Below are 18,906 nucleotides of genomic sequence, written 5' to 3' on the forward strand. Positions count from 1 at the left end.
AGCCGGGGTCGAGCAGATTCTGGTTACGGGGGGTGCTCACTGGCAGGCCTCGCAGGACTCGGGGTTCTCAAGGGAGCAGGCGATCGCGTCCGCGTCGGGGGTGGCCTGCTGCACGGGGATGGTGGCGGCGGGCGCGCCGGCCGCGCGGGCGATTCGGGTGGCCGGGCGGGAGCGCAGGTAGTACGTCGTCTTCAGACCCTGCTTCCAGGCGTACGCGTACATCGAGCTGAGCTTGCCGATGGTGGGCGTCTCCAGGAACAGGTTCAGCGACTGGCTCTGGTCGAGGAACGGCGTACGGGCCGCCGCCATGTCGATCAGGCCGCGCTGCGGGATCTCCCAGGCCGTGCGGTACAGGGCGCGCACATCGGCCGGGACCCACTTGAAGCCGGCGACCGAGCCGTTGGAGTCGCGCAGGGCCTCGCGGGTCTGGGCGTCCCAGACGCCGAGCTGCTTCAGCTCCTCCACCAGGTAGGAGTTGACCTGGAGGAACTCGCCCGACAGCGTCTCGCGCTTGAAGAGGTTGGAGACCTGCGGCTCGATGCACTCGTACACACCGGCGATGGACGCGATGGTCGCGGTCGGGGCGATGGCGAGGAGCAGCGAGTTGCGCATGCCGACGGAGGCGATACGGGCGCGCAGGGCCTCCCAGCGCTCGGGCCAGTTGAGCTCGACGTCGTAGTGGTCGGGGTGCAGGACACCGCGCGCGGTGCGGGTCTTGTCCCATGCCGGGAGCGGGCCGATGGGGGTCCCCCCTGCACCGGAGCCTGTCGAAGGCGCTTGGGGGCGTTCGGCGAGGTCCGCGGAGGCCTCGTACGCGGCCAGCATGATCCGCTCGGCGATCCTCGTGGACAGGGCCTTGGCCTCGGCCGAGTCGAAGGGCAGGCGCATCTTGAAGAAGACGTCCTGGAGGCCCATCGCGCCGAGGCCCACGGGGCGCCACTCGGCGTTGGAGCGGCCGGCCTGCTCGGTCGGGTAGAAGTTGATGTCGACGACGCGGTCGAGGAAGGTCACGGCGGTACGAACGGTGGCGTCGAGGCGCTCCCAGTCCATCTCGCCCGTCGGCAGGACGAACGCGCCGAGGTTGACCGAGCCCAGGTTGCAGACCGCGGTCTCGCCGTCGTTCGTCACCTCGAGGATCTCGGTGCACAGGTTCGAGGAGTGGACGACGTGGCCGGGCTCGGCGGTCTGGTTGGCGGTCCGGTTGGAAGCGTCCTTGAAGGTCATCCAGCCGTTGCCGGTCTGCGCGAGGGTGCGCATCATGCGGCCGTACAGGTCGCGGGCCGGGATGGTCTTGCGGGCCAGGCCCGCCTCCTCGGCCTTGCGGTACGCGGCGTCGAACTCGTCGCCCCACAGGTCGACCAGCTCGGGGACGTCGGCGGGGGAGAACAGCGACCACTCGGTGTCCGCCTCGACGCGGCGCATGAACTCGTCGGGGATCCAGTGAGCGAGGTTGAGGTTGTGGGTGCGGCGGGCGTCCTCGCCGGTGTTGTCGCGCAGCTCGAGGAATTCCTCGATGTCGGAGTGCCAGGTCTCCAGGTAGACGGCGGCGGCGCCCTTGCGGCGGCCGCCCTGGTTGACCGCGGCGACGGAGGCGTCGAGGGTCTTCAGGAACGGCACGATGCCGTTGGAGTGGCCGTTGGTGCCGCGGATCAGCGAACCGCGCGAGCGGATGCGGGAGTAGGACAGCCCGATGCCGCCGGCGTGCTTGGAGAGCCGGGCGACCTGGTGGTAGCGGTCGTAGATCGAGTCGAGCTCGTCGAGCGGGGAGTCCAGCAGATAGCAGGAGGACATCTGCGGGTGCCGGGTGCCGGAGTTGAAGAGCGTCGGCGAGGAGGGAAGGTATTCGAGGCGGCTCATCAGGCCGTACAGCGCGGCGACCTCGTCCAGCGAGCGGACGCCCGTCCTTGAATCGGACGCAGTGTCCTCGGCGAGGCCGGAGGCGACGCGCAGCATGAAGTGCTGCGGGGTCTCGATGACCTGGCGGGTGATCGGGTGGCGGAGGAGGTAGCGGCTGTAGAGGGTGCGCAGCCCGAAGTAGCCGAAGCGGTCGTCGGCGGCCGGGTCGATGATCGCGTCGAGCCGGTCCGCGTGGATGCGTACGAACTCGGCCGTACGGTCCGCGATCAGGCCCTCACGGTGGCCGACCCCGACCGACTCGGAGAAGGAGCGCACCCCCTGCGAGGCGGCCTCCTCGGCGATGGTGATGGTCAGCAGCCGGGCGGCGAGCTTGGAGTACGCCGGGTCCTCGGAGATCAGCCCCGCGGCGGCCTCGGTGGCGAGCCCGCGGAGTTCGGCCGTGTCCGAGCCCGCGTGCCGGCCGCGCAGCGCGGCGGCGGCGACCCGCCCGGGGTCGGTGTCGGGCAGGTCGGAGGTGAGGTCGGTCAGGGTGCGCAGCAGCGCGGTCCCGGGGCCGTCGTTCTCCGTCGCCGTTGCCGGGTCGGCGGGCGCGATGGTCACGTGGGGCTCTCCTCGCTCGGGGGGCCCGGCGGCAGGAGTGTGGGCGCGCGCGGGCATACGGCAGCCAGGAAGAAGGCAGCACTCCGCACGGCGTCCACCGGCCCAACCGCGAGGCCCGGACGTCTCGGCGTCCGGAACGGTGGGACCGGACGCGCTGTCGGCAGGTCGTCGGACTCACGGGCGGGCGAAAGCGCACCAGGTACACCGTTGCGGGACAGTTCCGGATTCGCACCGGATTCCCCTGCGGCGACAGCGAGCATGAGCATACATGTGGGGGCGTCCCTCTGAGTGACCCCCTAGATGTTGTGTCGCCAGCGACGGGGAGTTCGCACGTCGTACCTCTCCGCTATCGTCGGAGACAGCACCGTCGAGGAAGGCGAGCGAGGCATGACCGTCATGACTGAGCGTCCCCACATGACGACCGAAGAGTTCGAGCACCTGGCGCGCATAGCAGCCCGCGAGACGGAGGGGCTGCGACTGGAATTCGGCAAGGAGGTCACGCTCCCCGACCCCGTCGGCATCACCCTCCAGACCGAGCCCCTGAAGGACTGGGTGCGCTGAACGGCCGACGGGCCGCCGGGTTCCCGTGAGGGAACCCGGCGGCCCATCGCGTGGTCAGCCGGTTCAGCGGCCTGCAGGGACTCCCGCCTTCGGGAGCTCCGTCGCCACGCCCGGCCCGCCCGCGTCTGCGGTGTAGTCCGACGGCGACGTCTCGTCCACGCCCTCCGGCGCCTTCGTCGCCCGCAGGATCAGTGTGAGGACCACGACCACTGCCACGTTCAGTCCGAAGGCCGTGAGACCGATGTAGCCGATCTCGCCGATGCCGGGGATGACGTCGGCGGAGCCGCCGAAGTGCTTCTGCGTGGGGCTCGCGACTCCGTACGCGGTCCAGGTGCCGTAGATCATGCCGACCGCCCAGCCGGCGAGGAGGGCCCAGCGGTGGAACCAGCGGGTGAAGAGGCCGCCGACCAGGGACGGGAAGGTCTGCAGGATCCAGATGCCGCCCAGCAGTTGGAAGTTGATGGCCACCGTCTTGTCCATCGTGAGGACGAAGACCAGCGCGCCCACCTTCACCAGCAGCGAGACGAGCTTGGAGACCTTGGTCTCCTGTTCCGGAGTGGCGTCCGGCTTCAGGAAGTCCTTGTAGATGTTCCGTGTGAACAGGTTGGCCGCGGCGATGGACATGATGGCCGCGGGCACCAGCGCGCCGATGCCGATGGCGGCGAAGGCCACACCCGCGAACCAGTCGGGGAACATGTTCTCGAAGAGCTGGGGGATCGCCAGCTGGCCGTTCTGCACCTTCACACCGGCCGCGACGGCCATGAAGCCGAGCAGGGCGAGCAGGCCCAGCATCAGGGAGTACAGCGGCAGGATCGTGGTGTTGCGCCGGATCACGTCGCGGCTGCGCGAGGACAGCGTCGCCGTGATCGAGTGCGGGTACATGAAGAGCGCCAGCGCCGAGCCGAGCGCGAGCGTGGCGTACGCCCACTGGCCGGCCTCTCCGGGCGCGAGGGTGCCGCGGGGCTTGCCGGTCGCCGGGTTGGTCTGGGCGAAGGCCTCATGCGCCTTGGCGAAGACGTCGTCGAAGCCGCCGAGCTTGATCGGGATGTAGATGATCGCCACCGCGATGACGATGTAGATCAGCGTGTCCTTGACGAAGGCGATCAGCGCGGGTGCCCGCAGCCCCGACGAGTACGTGTACGCGGCCAGTACGCCGAAGGCGATGAGCAGCGGCAGGTCCTTGACGAACCAGTTCGTGTTCTCGCCGCCACCGACGCCCATGACGTCCAGCACCGCCTGGATGCCGACGAGCTGGAGCGCGATGTACGGCATGGTGGCGAGGATTCCGGTGATCGCGACGGCCAGCGACAGGCCCTTGGAGCCGAAGCGGCCACGGACGAAGTCCGAGGTGGTGACGTACCCGTGCCTGTGCGAGACCGACCACAGGCGCGGCAGGAAGGTGAAGATCAGCGGGTAGACCAGGATCGTGTACGGCACCGCGAAGAAGCCGGCCGCGCCCGCCGCGTAGATCGCCGCCGGGACGGCGACGAAGGTGTACGCGGTGTAGAGGTCGCCGCCGAGCAGGAACCAGGTGATCCAGGTGCCGAAGGAGCGGCCGCCGAGGCCCCATTCGTCGAGGCTGTGCTCGTTCTCGGGCTTGCGCCAGCGTGCGGCCAGGAAGCCCATGACCGTGACGGCGAGGAAGAAGAAGACGAAGACACCAAGGGCGACGCCGTTCACACCGTCCTTCACCGCGACGCACCTCCCCGACGGGAGGCGCGGGCGGCTTCATCGCGACGCCACAGCTTGTAGGCGAGCGTCGTCAGTGCTGCCGAGAGCACCACCCACATCATCTGGTACCAGTAGAAGAAGGGGATGCCCGCGACGGCCGGCTCGACCTTGGCGTACGAGCCGACCCAGAGCATCGCGACGAACGGCGCGACGAGGCAGAGGGCTACGACCACGCGCACCGGCGTGATCCGAGGTGGTGCTTTCTCTTCCGGCGTTTCCGGCATGGCGCGGCTACCGTCCCCTCACTGATCACCGGTGTGACGTGTGCCGGAAATCTAGGGCAGCGCCCTCCGCTTACGGAACCCCCCGTTCGGATGCCGGTTCGTCGACATCGCTCAGACGGCGGGCCGCTGAAGTCTCGCCACGAACTTGTAGCGGTCGCCGCGGTACACGGAACGCACCCACTCCACCGGCGCGCCGTCGGCGTCGAGGGAGTGCCGGGAGAGCATCAGCATCGGCAGGCCGACGTCCGTACCGAGCAGCCCGGCCTCGCGCGGGGTGGCCAGCGAGGTCTCGATGGTCTCCTCGGCCTCTGCCAGATGTACGTCGTACACCTCGGCCAGTGCCGTGTAGAGGGAGGTGTACTTGACCAGCGAGCGACGCAGTGCGGGGAAGCGCTTCGCGGACAGATGGGTGGTCTCGATCGCCATCGGCTCGCCGCTGGCCAGCCGGAGCCGTTCGATGCGCAGCACCCTCCCCCCGGGGGAGATGTCGAGCAGTTCGGCCAGGGTGTCGTCCGCGGTCACATAGCCGATGTCGAGCAGCTGGGAGGTCGGCTCCAGGCCCTGGGCCTTCATGTCCTCGGTGTACGAGGTGAGCTGGAGGGCCTGGGAGACCTTCGGTTTGGCGACAAAGGTGCCCTTGCCCTGGATGCGCTCCAGGCGGCCCTCGACGACCAGTTCCTGGAGCGCCTGGCGCACGGTGGTGCGCGAGGTGTCGAACTCGGCGGCGAGCGTCCGCTCCGGCGGCACCGGGGTGCCGGGCGGCATGGTCTCCGTCATGTCGAGCAAGTGCCTTTTCAAGCGGTAGTACTTGGGCACACGGGCTGTGCGGGTGCCCGGTCCCGCCTCGTTGTCCGTGGTGCCCGCGTCCGTGGTCATGCTCCGCCTTCCCGACTCCTGTGCTGCTGCCGTCACCGGCTCCTCCGTCTGTCGCGGCTCACATGGTGGCACGGGCGCCTGACGGGCCGTTGCCCTGTCCCAGGTGTCGGTCCGATCACGGACGCGACTGCCGTCTTGTGCACCCTTGACACCCCTAAAGGTCCAGGTCAAGCTCCCCGTACTGGTCTAAACCATTAAAGACCAAGTTCCAGCCCTACAGGGAGTACGCGTCAGCACGCGGTTTGTCCTCGCGGGGGGCCGGGGGGTGGGCAGGCATCCCTGAGGAGGGTGGCGTGAAGCGCAAGATCATCGCGGCGATTCAGGTTGGCCGGTGTGTCCGTCCTCAGGCGCCGGACGGGCTGCAGTGGTGACGCCCTCCGTGGTTGCCGGTCTCCGTCCGGGTCGGCCCGTGTGTCCGTCCTCAGGCGCCGGACGGGCTGGGTGGTTGCTGCGAGTCGCTGACGCGCGCCACGTCCAGGCCGGGTGACGCCCTCCGTCCAGGTCGGCCGGTGTGTCCGTCCTCAGGCGCCGGACGGGCTGGGTGGTTGCTGCGAGTCGCTGACGCGCGCCACGTCCAGGCCGGGTGACGCCCTCCGTCCAGGTCGGCCCGTGTGTCCGTCCTCAGGCGCCGGACGGGCTGGGTGGTTGCTGTCGGTTGCCGGTGGCCGTTCCGGGGATACCGTCCGGGCCGGGCATGCTGTGTTTTCCGGGGGACACCCCCCGGACCCCCGTATGCCGCGCGTTCTCGTGGACAGATTGATCGACCGGCACGTTCGCGCGTCACACATCACGTTCTACGGCCCGGACGGCACCCCTCGCACGGCCCCCTTCACACGCCACCGGTTGTGGGCAGTCGTTCCGCACGCCGGGTGTGAGCACTCGCAGGAGCGACCTCATTCTCGCGGTTATCCATCCAAGGAGTTCTTGATGGCACAGGGCACTGACACTCTGACTCGTGATGCGCTCGCCGTACTCCAGCCCGGCTTTGTGGGCACCAGTGCCCCCGGCTGGCTGCTGCGCCGCATCGGTGAAGGCCTCGCCTCCGTAGGCCTGTTCGGCCGCAACATCGCCTCCCCCGAGCAGCTCGCCGCACTCACCGCACAGCTGCGCGCCGAGCGTGACGACATCGTCGTCGCCATCGACGAGGAGGGCGGCGATGTCACCCGCCTCGAAGTGCGCACAGGCTCCTCCTTCCCCGGCAACCTTGCTCTTGGCGCCGTCGACGACCCGGACCTCACCCGCGCCGTTGCGCGGGAGTTGGGCCGACGCCTGGCCGAGTGCGGCGTCAACCTCAACTGGGCGCCCTCCGCCGACGTCAACTCCGACCCCGGCAACCCCGTTATCGGCGTACGCTCCTTCGGTGCCGACCCGCACCTGGCGGCCCGTCACACCGCCGCGTACGTCGAGGGACTTCAGGCCGCCGGAGTCGCCGCCTGCACCAAGCACTTCCCCGGCCACGGCGACACGGCCGTCGACTCGCACCACGCCCTGCCGCGCATCGACGCGGACACCGATACCCTGCACGCCCGCGAACTGGTGCCGTTTCGCGCCGCCTTCGCCGCCGGGACCCGGGCCGTGATGAGCGCCCACATCCTGCTGCCCGCGCTCGACCCCACCCGTCCCGCCACGCTCAGCCGCCGCATCCTCACCGGACTGCTGCGCGAAGAGCTGGGCTACGACGGGCTCATCGTCACCGACGGCATGGAAATGCAGGCGGTCGCCGCGACCTACGGCATCGAACGAGGCAGTGTCCTCGCCGTCGCGGCGGGCGCCGACGCGATCTGCGTCGGCGGCGGACTCGCCGACGAGGAGACCGTGCTGCGGCTGCGCGACGCCCTGATCGCGGCGGTACGGGCCGGTGAACTGTCCGAGGAACGCCTGGCCGACGCGGCCGCCAGGGTCCGCGCCCTGGCGGCCTGGACCCGGTCGACCCCGGCTGTGTCCGTCCCGGCGGAGGGCATCGGCCTGACCGCGGCCCGCCGCGCGCTGCGCGTGACGAACGTGTACGAGTCGTTCGACGGGGCCCCCTACGTCGCCGCCTTCACCCCCGTCGCGAACTTCGCCGTGGGCGACGAGACGCCCTGGGGCGTCGCTGCGGAGCTGGCCCGGCTCCTGCCGGGGACGGAGGCCGGCACGTACGGCAGCGAGAACGGCTCCGCGGCCCGTGTGCTCGCCGACGCGGGGGACCGCAGGATCGTCGCCGTCGTGCGCGACGCCCACCGCCACGCCTGGATGACGGCTGCCCTGGACGCGCTGCTCGCCGCCCGGCCGGACACGGCCGTGGTCGAGATGGGCGTCCCCCAGGCGCCCCCGGCCGGCGCCCCGCACATCGCCACCCACGGCGCGGCCAGGGTCTGCGGCCGCGCGGCGGCGGAGGTCATCGCAGGCTGCTGAGGCGGGGCCGGGGCCCACATGGCCCCCGCCCCGGGCTTCGCCCCGGACCCATCGCGGGACGTGCTCGTAGCTTTCTCGGCTGGTTGATCTGTGTCCGTCCTCGAACTCCCCCAGCTACCCCTGGGGGCACCGAAGGGTGCCCCCAGAGATGCCCCCAGGACGGGCTGGAAAATCCAGCCCGTCCGGCGTTCGAGGGCAGCGCCCGAAAGGCGCGCCGCAGGCGCGACCTACAGCCCCTGCCAGGCCGGCTTCGCCGCGTATGTGGCGCGGAAGTACTCCGCGAGCTTCAGCTTCGACGCGGCCGCCTCGTCGACGACGACCGTCGCGTGCGGATGCAGCTGCAGTGCCGAGGCCGGCACGAACGCCGAGACCGGGCCCTCCACGGAATGCGCCACCGCATCGGCCTTGGCCTCGCCGGTGGCCAGCAGCACCAGGTGGCGGGCCTCCAGGATGGTTCCGATGCCCTGGGTGATGACGTGGTGCGGCACCTGTTCGATGTCGTTGTCGAAGAAGCGCGCGTTGTCGACGCGGGTCTGCTCGGTCAGTGTCTTGATCCGGGTGCGGGAGGCGAGCGACGAGCAGGGTTCGTTGAAGCCGATGTGCCCGTCGGTGCCGATGCCGAGCAGCTGGAGGTCCACCCCGCCGGCCTCGGCCAGCGCACGGTCGTACGCCTCGCAGGCGGCCTGGACGTCCTCGGCGGTGCCGTCGGGGCCGAAGAACGAGTCCTCGGTCAGGCCGAGTGGTTCCACGACCTCGCGCAGGACGGTCGAGCGGTAGGACTCGGGGTGCCCGGCCGGCAGGCCGACGTACTCGTCGAGCTGGTATATACGCGCCCGCGACATGTCCACGGCACCGGAGCGGACCTTTGCCGACAGCGCCTCGTAGACGGGCAGCGGGGTGGAGCCGGTGGCCACACCGAGCAGGGCGCCGGGCTTGCGGCACACGAGGGAGGCCATGGCCTCCGCGATGAGTTCGCCGCCTGCCCTGGCATCCGGGACGATGACAACTTCCACGCTGGGCCTGCCGTTCTGGAGGGAGTGGACTAGACCAATTTAGCAGAGTGACACCCTCTCGTCCCTGCGTCAACCGGCTCGTTCCGCGAGCACCGAGGAGCGGATTCGGCAGGACATCGCGGAGACTCTGCTGCTCAATTCGGCTGAGCAGCAGGGACCGGCTACGAGGGCAGCACCGACGACCTCGTAGCCGCAGGTCGCGGTCCGCGCGTCGGAACCACCCGGGAATTGCGCAGCAGAGTCCGCGGACCTGTCGATGCACGCCTGGACGTGCCGCGCGCGTCCAGCGACCGGGGGACGAACGCCTGCCCACAACCGGGCATCAGCCGAAGGGGGGCGCGCAGGGGGTGCTGTCCGGACCCGGGGCTGCTGCGCTCCGTGCACGTGGCCGGGGTCTCTGTCCTCGATCTCCCCCACCTACCTCCCCCACCTACCTCCCCCAGCTACCGCTGGGGGTGCCCCCAGGGGTGCCCCAGGACGGGCTTGTTGGGGTGCGGGCCGGTGGTCCGGTTGTGCCCGCAGCCGGCAGTCGAAGGGGGTCGCGCAGGGGGTGCTGGCCGGGCCGTAAAACGTGATGTGTGACGCGCGAACGTGCCGGTCGGCCTTACGGACTCCGAGTCCGCGCGGCGTAAATCATGCCCGGCCCGGACAGTAGCCCCGGAGCGGCACCCGGCACCCGGCGGCAGCCCCCGGTGCACCCGGCGCCAGGAGCGGCACCCGGCAACCGGCAGCAGCCCCCGGTACGCCCGGCAGGAGTCGCACCCGGCACCCGGCGCCAGGAGCGGCGCCCGGCACCCGGCAGCAGCCCCCGGTACGCGCGGCAGGAATCGCACCCGGCACCCGGCGGCAGCTCCACCAGCGCTTCCTGGGGGCACCTCCCAGCGGTAGCTGGGGGAGTTCGAGGACGGAAACGCCGGTCAACCGAGACGGAGACCGGCAACACCGCATCGCGCAACGCAGCGCACCGCATCGTGCAGCGCACCGCAGCGCGAGCCACCCGCGGGCCGCGGCGCCGTGGCGGGACCCTCGGCCCGCCCGGCACCGCAGCCCGGAGCATCCGGCCTGCAGGTGTGCGGTCCTGCGGCCGTGCGAGGTCCCGGCGCAGTCAGGGCAGAGAGCGCCGGGCACCTCTTCCCGCCCTCTGTGCGGGGGAGGGCGGTGGCTTTACACATGCATTGTGGGCTGGACCAATCGGTCGTGTCCATGGGATGCCCGGCAAAGACTCTCTGGTATTCCGCCCCGCCGTCAAGCATCGGTCAAAAGGTACGCTCGCACACGTGCCCTCCATGAACGACCTCGTACGCCAGCACACCGCTCTCAGCGAAACCGACCTGGAGTGGCTCCATCTGCTGGTTTCGGAGTGGCAGCTGCTCTCCGACCTGTCCTTCGCGGACCTCGTCCTCTGGATCCCCACGCTCGACGGCTCGCGCTATGTCTCCGTCGCCCAGATGCGGCCGAACACCGGCCCCACCTCCTACCAGAACGACATGGTCGGCCACCTCGTGCCGCGCGGCCGTCGGCCGCTGCTCGACGCGGCGCTCGACGAGGGGCGGATAGTGCGCGAGGGCGATCCCGAGTGGCGCGAGGAGGTGCCGGTCCGGGTCGAGTCCATCCCTGTGCGCCGCGAAGGCCGCGTACTCGGTGTCATCGCCCGCAACACGAATCTGCTGACCGTCCGCACACCCTCCCGGCTGGAGCTGACGTACCTGCAGAGTGCCTCCGACCTGGCCCAGATGATCGCGGTCGGGGCGTTTCCGTTTCCCGGTCAGCAGGTCGACATGGATGCTTCGCCGCGCGTTGGCGACGGGCTGATCCGGCTCGACGCGGAGGGTACGGTCCAGTACGCCTCGCCGAACGCCCTCTCGGCCTACCACCGGCTCGGTCTCGCCTCCGATCTCGTCGGACAGCACCTCGGGCAGATCACCGCGGAACTCGCGCCGTCCCGCGGGCCGGTCGACGAGGCGCTGGTCACGATGGCCAGCGGTTACGCCCCGCGTGAGTTCGAGGTCGAGGGCAGCGGCGGGGTGATCCAGCTGCGCGCGATTCCGCTCAAGCCGAAGGGCACCCGCATCGGTTCGCTGGTGCTTCTCCGGGATGTCACCGAACTGCGCCGCCGGGAGCGGGAGTTGATCACCAAGGATGCGACCATCCGGGAGATTCACCACCGGGTGAAGAACAATCTCCAGACGGTCGCGGCGCTGCTGCGCCTCCAGGCCCGCCGGATGGACTCCGCGCCGGCCCGGGAGGCACTCAACGAAGCTGTGCGCCGCGTCGGTTCGATCGCGATCGTCCATGAGACGCTCTCCCAGAATCTGGACGAGCGGGTGGAGTTCGACGAGATCGCCGACCGGGTGCTGGCGATGGTCGCCGAGATCGCGCCCGGCAAGGTCACCTGCCGGCGCAGCGGCCGCTTCGGCATCCTCGACGCGGAGGTGGCGACGCCCCTGTCGATGGTGCTCACCGAGGTGCTGCAGAACGCCCTGGAGCACGCCTTCGCGCCGGGGGAGCAGGGCACGGTGGACGTCTCGGCGGTGCGGGGCGGTTCGCGGTCCGATACCCGGCTGCTGATCACTGTGCAGGATGACGGCCGCGGACTTCCGGAGGGCTTCGATCCGCAGAGCACGGGCAACCTTGGCCTGCAGATCGTGAGGGCGCTGGTCGAGGGTGAGCTCGGGGGAGCCTTCGACATGGTGCCGGCCCCGGAGCGAGGCACCCGGGTGGTGCTCGACATCCCGGTGAGCGCGGCGAAATAGCGGCGGAGCCGCGGCTCCGGCACACAGTAGGGGCAACAGAACGACAGCGCGGGAACAGCAGCGAGCCCCGGACCGTGATGCACGGCCCGGGGCTCGAATGCTGTGGGGTACTGCTGCGCGCTGCGGCTCGGGGGCGGGTATTACGTACGCGGTGTACGCGCCGCCGGGCTCAGGCTCGGGGGCGTCAGGCGCTGGCGTTGCGCGCCCGGTTGCGAGCGGCGCGGCGCTTCATGGCGCGGCGCTCGTCCTCGCTGAGGCCACCCCAGACGCCGGAGTCCTGGCCGGACTCGAGCGCCCACTGCAGGCACTGCTCCATCACGGGGCAGCGGCGGCAGACGGCCTTGGCTTCCTCGATCTGCAGCAGCGCAGGACCGGTGTTGCCGATGGGGAAGAACAGCTCGGGGTCTTCCTCGCGGCAAACGGCGTTGTGACGCCAGTCCATGGCTGCTACCTCTCTTGGTGTTACGTGCAGGGTGCTTGTGAATGTGAACGCTTTCACGAATCCCCCCGCAAGGGAAGGGCCGACGCCCAGTCGCCTGGTGTGGTCCTGTGGATTGAGGGGGGTTTCGGGCTCTCAGGAGGCCATCTTGCGGGCCGCTCCGATCGCCATGTAGAGATTCGCAAACCTCGGCGGCGGACACAACCCCTTCCGGAAAGTTTTTTTTGATTCTTCGGTGTCGGGTAGGTCACAGCCGTACTTCTAGGGGGTGGACCGCCGCCTAAACGTTCGAGTGAAAGGAGTTTTGGCCTTTCTGGTCACACAATCACACGCAGTGCACGGCGAACGCCTGTGAACCTCACGCTGGTGCGCACCCCGAGATGGTCGCCGTCCATCTGGAAGGGAAGCGGCACCTTCGAATGCAAGGTGAAATCGGTCAGATCATGGAATGACACTGCGTGTCGACCGTGCGGGCCGCGCTCAGGAGTGGACATCAGTAGCTGCGTCGCGTAACGAGCCACGGCCGCGGCAGAAAGCTTGCGCAGCCCGAGCACGTCCAGAGCCGTGTCGAATGACGCCGAGGGGGACGCGTACACCGGGCGATTGCCGAGGTAGGTCCAAGGGGCGGTGTTGCAGATTATCGAGAATGCGAGCTCGTGAATTGGTTCCCGGCCGGGACGCTCCAGTGTGATCGTGCCGTGCCGCCGGTTCGGCTCCTCCAGGAACTGACGCAGTGCCTGACGTACATAGAGGGCATGCGTCGACGTCTTGCCGCGTTCGCGCTGCTGCTCGACCCGGCCGACCACGCCGGCGTCGAAGCCGAGCCCCGCGCAGAAGGTGAACCAACGGGCCGGGACTCCCTCGTCCTCGGTGCCGGGTGCGCCGGCCGCGAGACCGAGCCCCACCGTGCGCTCCCGGCGCTCGCTCAGGGCGTCCAGGATCACGCTGGTCGCCTCCACCGGGTCGTTCGGCAGACCCAGGGCGCGGGCGAACACATTGGTCGAGCCGCCCGGTACGACCGCGAGGCGCGGCAGCCGGTCCGGGGCGGGGCCGTTGTGGAGGAGGCCGTTGACCACTTCATTGACCGTGCCGTCGCCGCCGAGCGCGACGATCAGGTCGATGTCCTCGCTGTCCGCGGCGCGGCGGCCGAGGTCCCGGGCGTGCCCCCGGTACTCCGTGGTGACGGCCTCCAGCTTCATCTCGCTCGCGAGGGCGTGGATGAGCACGTCGCGCGTGCGCGCGCTGGTGGTGGTTGCCGCCGGGTTGACCACGAGGAGTGCACGCATGCGATGCAGCGTACCTACCGGGGGGTACCTGGCCCATACCCGGGCTCAGGCCCGGCCCGGCACCGGCGGCTACCCTTTCAGGGTGAGCAGCACTGAGCAGACCCCCGCCCCGCGTCCCGCCCGACTGACCGCCGCGGCGGCGTTCGTCGCACTGGAGGGCCTGGCCCTGGTGGCGGGTGGCGTGTACATGCTCGTCATGGGGGTCGTTGGCAGCCCCGAGAGCTCCCAGCAGGCGGAGACGGGCGGCCTGACGCTGATCGTCCTCGCGCTCCTGCCGTTGCTGGCGGCGCGCGGGCTGCTGCACCGCCGCCGCTGGAGCCGCGGGCCGGCCTTCGTCACACAGATCATGGCGCTGCCGGTCGCCTGGACTCTGCTCCGCTCGCAGGGCGGGTTCATCCCGGCGGGGATCGCGCTGGCGGGGGTGGCCGTGACGGCACTGGTGATGCTGTTCCACCCGACGACGACCGATGCGCTTGGGCTCCGCCCGGGGGCGCGTGACGCGTAGCGCGCCTGCGGCGCGCAAGGACCGGGGTTGCCGCCCCCGTCGAGTGTGCGGAGAGCGGCAACCCCGGGCCCGGAACAGCACCCCCCGGGCGCAGCGGACGCAGGTTCGGCCGGTGGGCCGTTACTCCTCCACCAGGAGCTTCTCGCGGAGCTGGGCCAGGGTTCTCGCCAGCAGGCGGGAGACGTGCATCTGTGAGATGCCGACCTCCTGTGCGATCTGCGACTGGGTCATGTTGCCGAAGAATCGGAGGAGCAGGATCCGCTTCTCTCGCGGCGGAAGATCCTCCAGCAGCGGCTTCAGCGACTCGCGGTACTCGACGCCCTCCAGCGCCTCGTCCTCCGCGCCCAGCGTGTCCGCCACCGCCGGCGACTCGTCGTCCGTGTCGGGGACGTCCAGGGAGAGCGTGGAGTAGGCGTTGGCGGATTCCAGGCCCTCCAGCACCTCTTCTTCCGAGATGCCGAGCTTCTCGGCCAGCTCGTGGACCGTCGGGGAGCGGCCGTGCTGCTGGGACAGCTCCGCGGTGGCCGTGGTCAGGGCGAGCCGCAGTTCCTGGAGGCGGCGCGGCACCCGCACCGCCCAGCCCTTGTCGCGGAAGTGGCGCTTGATCTCGCCCACGACGGTCGGTGTGGCGTATGTGGAGAACTCCACGCCGCGCTCCGGGTCGAACCGGTCCACCGACTTGATCAGGCCGATCGTGGCGACCTGCGTCAGGTCGTCCAGCGGCTCGCCGCGGTTGCGGAACCGGCGGGCCAGGTGCTCCACCAGCGGCAGGTGCATCCGCACCAGTTGGTTGCGGAGTTCCGCCCGTTCCGGCGAACCTTCCGGCAGCGTGCGCAGCTCGATGAACATCGCCCGCGCGCCACTGCGGTCATGATGTGAGTGCTGCTCGTGCTCGCTCATATCGGCCATCTGCTCCGCCGCGTCCAAAAGGCCGTCCACCGGGTGCGGCCGGGCCTGCTCCGGGAAACCCGGAGCGCCCTCCGCGTGCAGCATCCGTGGGATGCGCTCCTCGTTCCGCACCGGACCGTCCCCGTTCCTCACGCCGGCCCGGGTCCCGCGCCGCGCTGTTTGTGCAGGCTGATGCTGACCGTACGGTCGTCCGCGACCGAGGAGTCGACCTTGCCGGCGAGCGCCGAGAGGACCGTCCAGGCGAAGGTGTCGCGCTCCGGGGCGCGGCCGTCGGTGGTGGGGGCGGACACCGTCACCTCCAGGGAATCGTCGATGAGCCGGAACACGCAGCTGAGGACGGATCCGGTGACGGCCTGCTGGAGCAGGATCGCGCAGGCCTCGTCGACAGCGATGCGCAGGTCCTCGATCTCGTCGAGCGTGAAGTCCAAGCGTGCCGCGAGGCCGGCCGTGGCCGTACGCAGCACTGACAGGTAGGCACCCGCAGCGGGCAGCCGGACTTCCACGAAGTCCTGGGTCCCGGGCTCGCCTGCGATCTGGGACACCCTCACCTCCAAGGTGGCACATGCTCTTTCGGGGGTCCGGGGTAAGGGAGACGACCCCCGGATCCGTGAGGTACGCAGTCCGTACCTTTCCGCCGGTGACGCTATCGCGATCCATGGTGCCGTGTCGCCGGGCCCCTCACCGGGACGGTCCGGCGTCTGTCACTCATGGTAAGCCCATGAGTACGGACGGTGGGTAGGGGTCTGTGGCTCCCAATTGGGCGGCAATGGGAAAGACATCGCGCCGCTGTGACGTACCCCGGTGTCAGACGATCGAACCGTCCACGAAGCACCACCGCCAGGGCATTCCGGGTTCCAGGCTGCGCATGACCGGATGTCCGGTGTCCTTGTGATGCTGTGTCGCGTGCCGCAGCGGCGACGAATCGCAGCATCCCACGTGCCCGCACGTCAGGCAGAGCCGCAGCTGCACCGGATCCGTGTCGGCCGCCAGGCACTCCAGGCAGGTCTCCGACAGCGGCGCGGGCTCGGGGCGCGGCATTTCGGACAGGTGCGGGCACTCGCTCATGATTGCCAGAGTACGGCGCGGCCACGGGGAGAGGACGGTTCGGGCGGATGGAGACTTTGTCATTGGTGGCGCTGGCCGCGGTGAGTGCCGCGGTCGCGGGGGCGGCGCGCAGGACACCGGTCCCGGCGCCGCTGTTGCTGGTCGCGGCGGGGCTGATCGCCTCGTACGTGCCGGGGGTTCCGGAGTACACCCTCGACCCGCACGTCGTGCTGCCGCTGCTGTTGCCGCCGCTGCTGCACACGTCCGCGCTGGACGCCTCGTACCTGGATCTGCGCGCCAACATCCGGCCCGTGGCGCTGCTCTCCGTCGGCTATGTGCTCTTCGCGACGCTCGCCGTGGGCTGGCTCGCCCATCTGCTGGTACCCGGACTGCCGCCGGCCGCCGCGCTGGTGCTGGGCGCGGTCGTCGCGCCGCCGGACGCGGTGGCGGCCACGGCCATCGCACGCCGGCTCGGGCTGCCGCACCGGATCACCACGATCCTGCAGGGGGAGTCGCTGGTGAACGACGCCACCGCGATCACCGCCTACAAGGTGGCGCTCGCCGCGGCCGCCGGCGTCGGCTGGAGCTGGACCGAGGGCATCGGCGAGTTCGTGCTGGCTTCGGTCGGCGGTGTCGGTGTGGGCCTGGCGCTGATGGTCCCGCTGCACTGGCTGCGTACGCATCTGAAGGAGCCGCTGCTGCAGAACACGCTGTCGCTGCTCATCCCCTTCGTCGCCTACGCCGCGGCCGAGGAGGTCGGCGCGTCGGGCGTCCTCGCGGTCGTGGTGGTCGCTCTCTATCTCGGCCATCGCTCCTGGCAGGTCGACTTCGCGACCAGGCTTCAGGAGGAGGCGGTGTGGAAGATGGTGGCGTTCATCCTGGAGTCGGCGGTCTTCGCGCTGATCGGCCTCCAACTGCCGGTGGTGCTGCGCGGGCTCGGTGCGTACGCGGGCGAGAGCGCCGCGCTGTATGCCGTGGGCGTCTTCGCCGCGGTGGTCGTGGTCCGGTTCGTATGGGTCTACCCGGCGACCTACGTGCCGAGGCTGCTGTCGCAGCGGATCAGAGAGCGCGAGCCCGACCCGGGCTGGACCGGCCCCCTGATCGTCAGCTGGGCCGGGATGCGCGGGGTGGTGTCGCTGGCGATCGCCTTCTCCATCCCGGCGACCGTGGCAGGGGGCGGACCGTTCCCCGGGCGCAATCTGATCCTCTTCCTCACCTTCACGACCGTCATCGGCACCCTGGTCGTGCAAGGGCTGACCCTGCCGCCGCTGATCCGGGTGCTGAAGCTTCCCGGGCGCGACGCGCAGGCCGAGACGCTCGCCGAGGCGCAGGCGCAGAGCGAGGCGTCCCGGGCGGCGGAGGAGCGGCTGGAGGCGCTGCTCACGGACGAGCGCAACGCGCTGCCGGGGCCTCTCGCGGACCGGCTGCGCACCGTGCTGGAACGGCGGCGCAACGCGGTGTGGGAGCGGCTCGGCGCGGTCAACGAGCTGACCGGCGAGACCGTGGACGACACTTACCGACGGCTGGCGGGGGACGTGATCGAGGCCGAGCGGGAGGTCTTCGTCCGGCTGCGGGACGAGCGGCGTATCGACGACGAGATGATGCGGACGCTGCTGCGCCGGCTCGACCTGGAGGAGGCGGCCGCCTACCGGGAGGGTTCCGGCTGACCGGTGATCACAGCGGCTATGACGCTGCCCGGAGGGAAGGCGCCCTCGGTGGCGAGGGTGGTGAGCCCGTACAGCATTTTGGCGACATAGAGCCGCTCCACGGGCAGTCCGTGGCGGTCCTCGAAGTCCGTGGCGAAGGCGTCCAGCTCCGGCGTCGTACGGGCGTAACCGCCGGAGTGGAAACGGTCGTCGAGCGACCAGTGCCCGGCCGGCCCGCCGAGGGCGGCGGCCTGGAGGGAACGTATCTCCTCTTCCAGGAAGCCTCCCTTGAGGACGGGGAAGCCGATCGCCCGTTGCCCGGCCTCCAGTCCCGCGGCCAGCCCGGCCAGGGTTCCGCCGGTCCCGCAGGCAACCCCGACGAAGCCGGCCTGCCCGCGCAGCTCCTGCCCCAGCTCGGCGCAGCCGCGCACGGCGAGGTCGTTGCTGCCGCCCTCGGGGACGAGGAAGCAGTCCCCCGCACCGACCCTTCCCGAAACCGGGGCGCTGCCCCAGTCCCCGCCGGGGCGCGGCCCCGGACTCCGCTCCTCGATCGCCGGACGGGCTCGGCGGTCGCACCGGTCGTGGGAAGCCGTTACGCCGCCGAGCGGGCTCGGGTGCCCAGCCACGTCCAGGATCTCCGCCAGCCCCTGCGGCTCGCCCTTGCGGCGGTAGAGCGCGCGGGAGACGAAAACCAGCCGCATCCCGTCCGCCGCGCACTGCGCGAGCGACGGGTTGAGCGGGCGCTCCGCCAGCTCGTCGCCGCGGACGACGCCGATCGTCGTGAAGCCGAGGAGCCGGCCCGCGGCGGCCGTCGCGCGCAGGTGGTTGGAGTAGGCGCCGCCGAAGGTGAGCAGCGTGCCATGGCCGGCGGCGGCCGCGGCACGCAGGTTCGGGGCCAGCTTGCGCCATTTGTTGCCGGGCAGGGAGGGGTGGATCAGGTCGTCCCGCTTCAGCAGCAGCCGTACCCCGTGGCGCGCGAAGCGCTCGTCCTCCACCGGTTGCAGCGGCGACGGCAGCCGTGGCCGCAGGGCGGTGAGGGCGAGCGCTTCGGGAGTCACGCTCCCATTG

16 protein-coding genes and 1 riboswitch are annotated in these 18,906 nt (G+C 70.5%); of the genes, 5 read left to right on the top strand and 11 right to left on the bottom strand.

Annotation, left to right across the window (positions count from 1 at the left end):
- Nucleotides 1-36: 36 nt before the first annotated feature.
- Entirely contained in the window at nt 37-2,457 is a 2,421-nt protein-coding gene (locus ABD858_RS21565; RefSeq protein WP_345040090.1) for a ribonucleoside-diphosphate reductase subunit alpha, read from the bottom strand.
- Nucleotides 2,458-2,599: 142 nt separating this feature from the next.
- Nucleotides 2,600-2,723: riboswitch (cobalamin riboswitch) on the bottom strand.
- Between the two features lie 121 nt (nt 2,724-2,844).
- On the opposite strand from ABD858_RS21565, the gene ABD858_RS21570 reads away from it, so the two are divergent.
- Nucleotides 2,845-3,018 carry a hypothetical protein gene (locus ABD858_RS21570; protein WP_345040092.1) on the top strand — a complete coding sequence of 58 codons (174 nt, stop codon included), beginning with the start codon at nt 2,845-2,847 and terminating at the stop codon, nt 3,016-3,018.
- Between the two features lie 63 nt (nt 3,019-3,081).
- Here the strand turns inward: ABD858_RS21570 and mctP are convergent, their stop codons facing one another.
- From mctP to ABD858_RS21585, 3 genes are all read right to left on the bottom strand, one after another.
- The gene (gene mctP / locus ABD858_RS21575; RefSeq protein ID WP_345040094.1) at nt 3,082-4,710 is read right to left on the bottom strand and encodes a monocarboxylate uptake permease MctP; all 1,629 of its coding nucleotides are present in this window, start codon (nt 4,708-4,710) and stop codon (nt 3,082-3,084) included.
- On the bottom strand, nt 4,707-4,973 hold the full coding sequence (locus ABD858_RS21580; protein ID WP_345040096.1) for a DUF3311 domain-containing protein: 267 nt from the start codon (nt 4,971-4,973) through the stop codon (nt 4,707-4,709). Before ABD858_RS21580 ends, mctP begins: the two co-directional genes overlap by 4 nt.
- Nucleotides 4,974-5,084: 111 nt before the next feature.
- Nucleotides 5,085-5,849 carry a GntR family transcriptional regulator gene (locus ABD858_RS21585; protein WP_345040099.1) on the bottom strand — a complete coding sequence of 255 codons (765 nt, stop codon included), beginning with the start codon at nt 5,847-5,849 and terminating at the stop codon, nt 5,085-5,087.
- 927 nt (nt 5,850-6,776) lie between these two features.
- Between ABD858_RS21585 and ABD858_RS21590 the strand changes: the two genes are divergently transcribed.
- Complete coding sequence (locus tag ABD858_RS21590; protein WP_345040101.1) at nt 6,777-8,243, top strand: glycoside hydrolase family 3 protein; 1,467 nt, start codon at nt 6,777-6,779, stop codon at nt 8,241-8,243.
- A 227-nt stretch (nt 8,244-8,470) separates the two neighbouring features.
- Here ABD858_RS21590 and nagB read toward each other — a convergent pair whose 3' ends face one another.
- Nucleotides 8,471-9,256, bottom strand: coding sequence for a glucosamine-6-phosphate deaminase (gene nagB / locus ABD858_RS21595; protein WP_345040103.1), 786 nt, complete (start codon nt 9,254-9,256; stop codon nt 8,471-8,473).
- Between the two features lie 1,286 nt (nt 9,257-10,542).
- Here nagB and ABD858_RS21600 point away from each other — a divergent pair.
- A complete protein-coding gene (locus ABD858_RS21600; protein ID WP_345044762.1) occupies nt 10,543-12,009 on the top strand; it encodes a sensor histidine kinase in 1,467 nt (488 codons plus the stop codon).
- Nucleotides 12,010-12,193: 184 nt separating this feature from the next.
- On the opposite strand, the gene ABD858_RS21605 is transcribed toward ABD858_RS21600, so the two are convergent.
- Nucleotides 12,194-12,451 (bottom strand): WhiB family transcriptional regulator, encoded by a 258-nt coding sequence (locus ABD858_RS21605; RefSeq protein WP_003953983.1) that lies wholly within the window; start codon nt 12,449-12,451, stop codon nt 12,194-12,196.
- Nucleotides 12,452-12,765: 314 nt separating this feature from the next.
- Complete coding sequence (locus tag ABD858_RS21610) at nt 12,766-13,734, bottom strand: diacylglycerol/lipid kinase family protein (protein ID WP_345040107.1); 969 nt, start codon at nt 13,732-13,734, stop codon at nt 12,766-12,768.
- Nucleotides 13,735-13,816: 82 nt separating this feature from the next.
- On the opposite strand from ABD858_RS21610, the gene ABD858_RS21615 reads away from it, so the two are divergent.
- Complete coding sequence (locus ABD858_RS21615) at nt 13,817-14,239, top strand: hypothetical protein (RefSeq protein ID WP_345040109.1); 423 nt, start codon at nt 13,817-13,819, stop codon at nt 14,237-14,239.
- Between the two features lie 120 nt (nt 14,240-14,359).
- Here the strand turns inward: ABD858_RS21615 and ABD858_RS21620 are convergent, their stop codons facing one another.
- The 3 genes from ABD858_RS21620 to ABD858_RS21630 form a co-directional block, all read right to left on the bottom strand.
- Nucleotides 14,360-15,232: an RNA polymerase sigma factor SigF gene (locus ABD858_RS21620; RefSeq protein ID WP_345044765.1), complete on the bottom strand. Its 873-nt coding sequence runs from the start codon at nt 15,230-15,232 to the stop codon at nt 14,360-14,362.
- A gap of 44 nt (nt 15,233-15,276) precedes the next feature.
- Nucleotides 15,277-15,690: an ATP-binding protein gene (locus ABD858_RS21625; RefSeq protein WP_345040111.1), complete on the bottom strand. Its 414-nt coding sequence runs from the start codon at nt 15,688-15,690 to the stop codon at nt 15,277-15,279.
- A 262-nt stretch (nt 15,691-15,952) separates the two neighbouring features.
- The gene (locus ABD858_RS21630) at nt 15,953-16,213 is read right to left on the bottom strand and encodes a UBP-type zinc finger domain-containing protein (RefSeq protein ID WP_345040114.1); all 261 of its coding nucleotides are present in this window, start codon (nt 16,211-16,213) and stop codon (nt 15,953-15,955) included.
- A gap of 47 nt (nt 16,214-16,260) precedes the next feature.
- Between ABD858_RS21630 and ABD858_RS21635 the strand changes: the two genes are divergently transcribed.
- Nucleotides 16,261-17,859 (top strand): Na+/H+ antiporter, encoded by a 1,599-nt coding sequence (locus ABD858_RS21635; RefSeq protein WP_345040117.1) that lies wholly within the window; start codon nt 16,261-16,263, stop codon nt 17,857-17,859.
- On the opposite strand, the gene ABD858_RS21640 is transcribed toward ABD858_RS21635, so the two are convergent.
- On the bottom strand, nt 17,838-18,896 hold the full coding sequence (locus ABD858_RS21640) for a 1-aminocyclopropane-1-carboxylate deaminase/D-cysteine desulfhydrase (RefSeq protein WP_345040119.1): 1,059 nt from the start codon (nt 18,894-18,896) through the stop codon (nt 17,838-17,840). The two genes, ABD858_RS21635 and ABD858_RS21640, sit on opposite strands and share 22 nt — an antisense overlap.
- Nucleotides 18,897-18,906: the final 10 nt, after the last annotated feature.

This window comes from Streptomyces sannanensis (genome assembly GCF_039536205.1).
In the GTDB taxonomy this organism is placed as follows: Bacteria; Actinomycetota; Actinomycetes; order Streptomycetales; family Streptomycetaceae; genus Streptomyces; species Streptomyces sannanensis.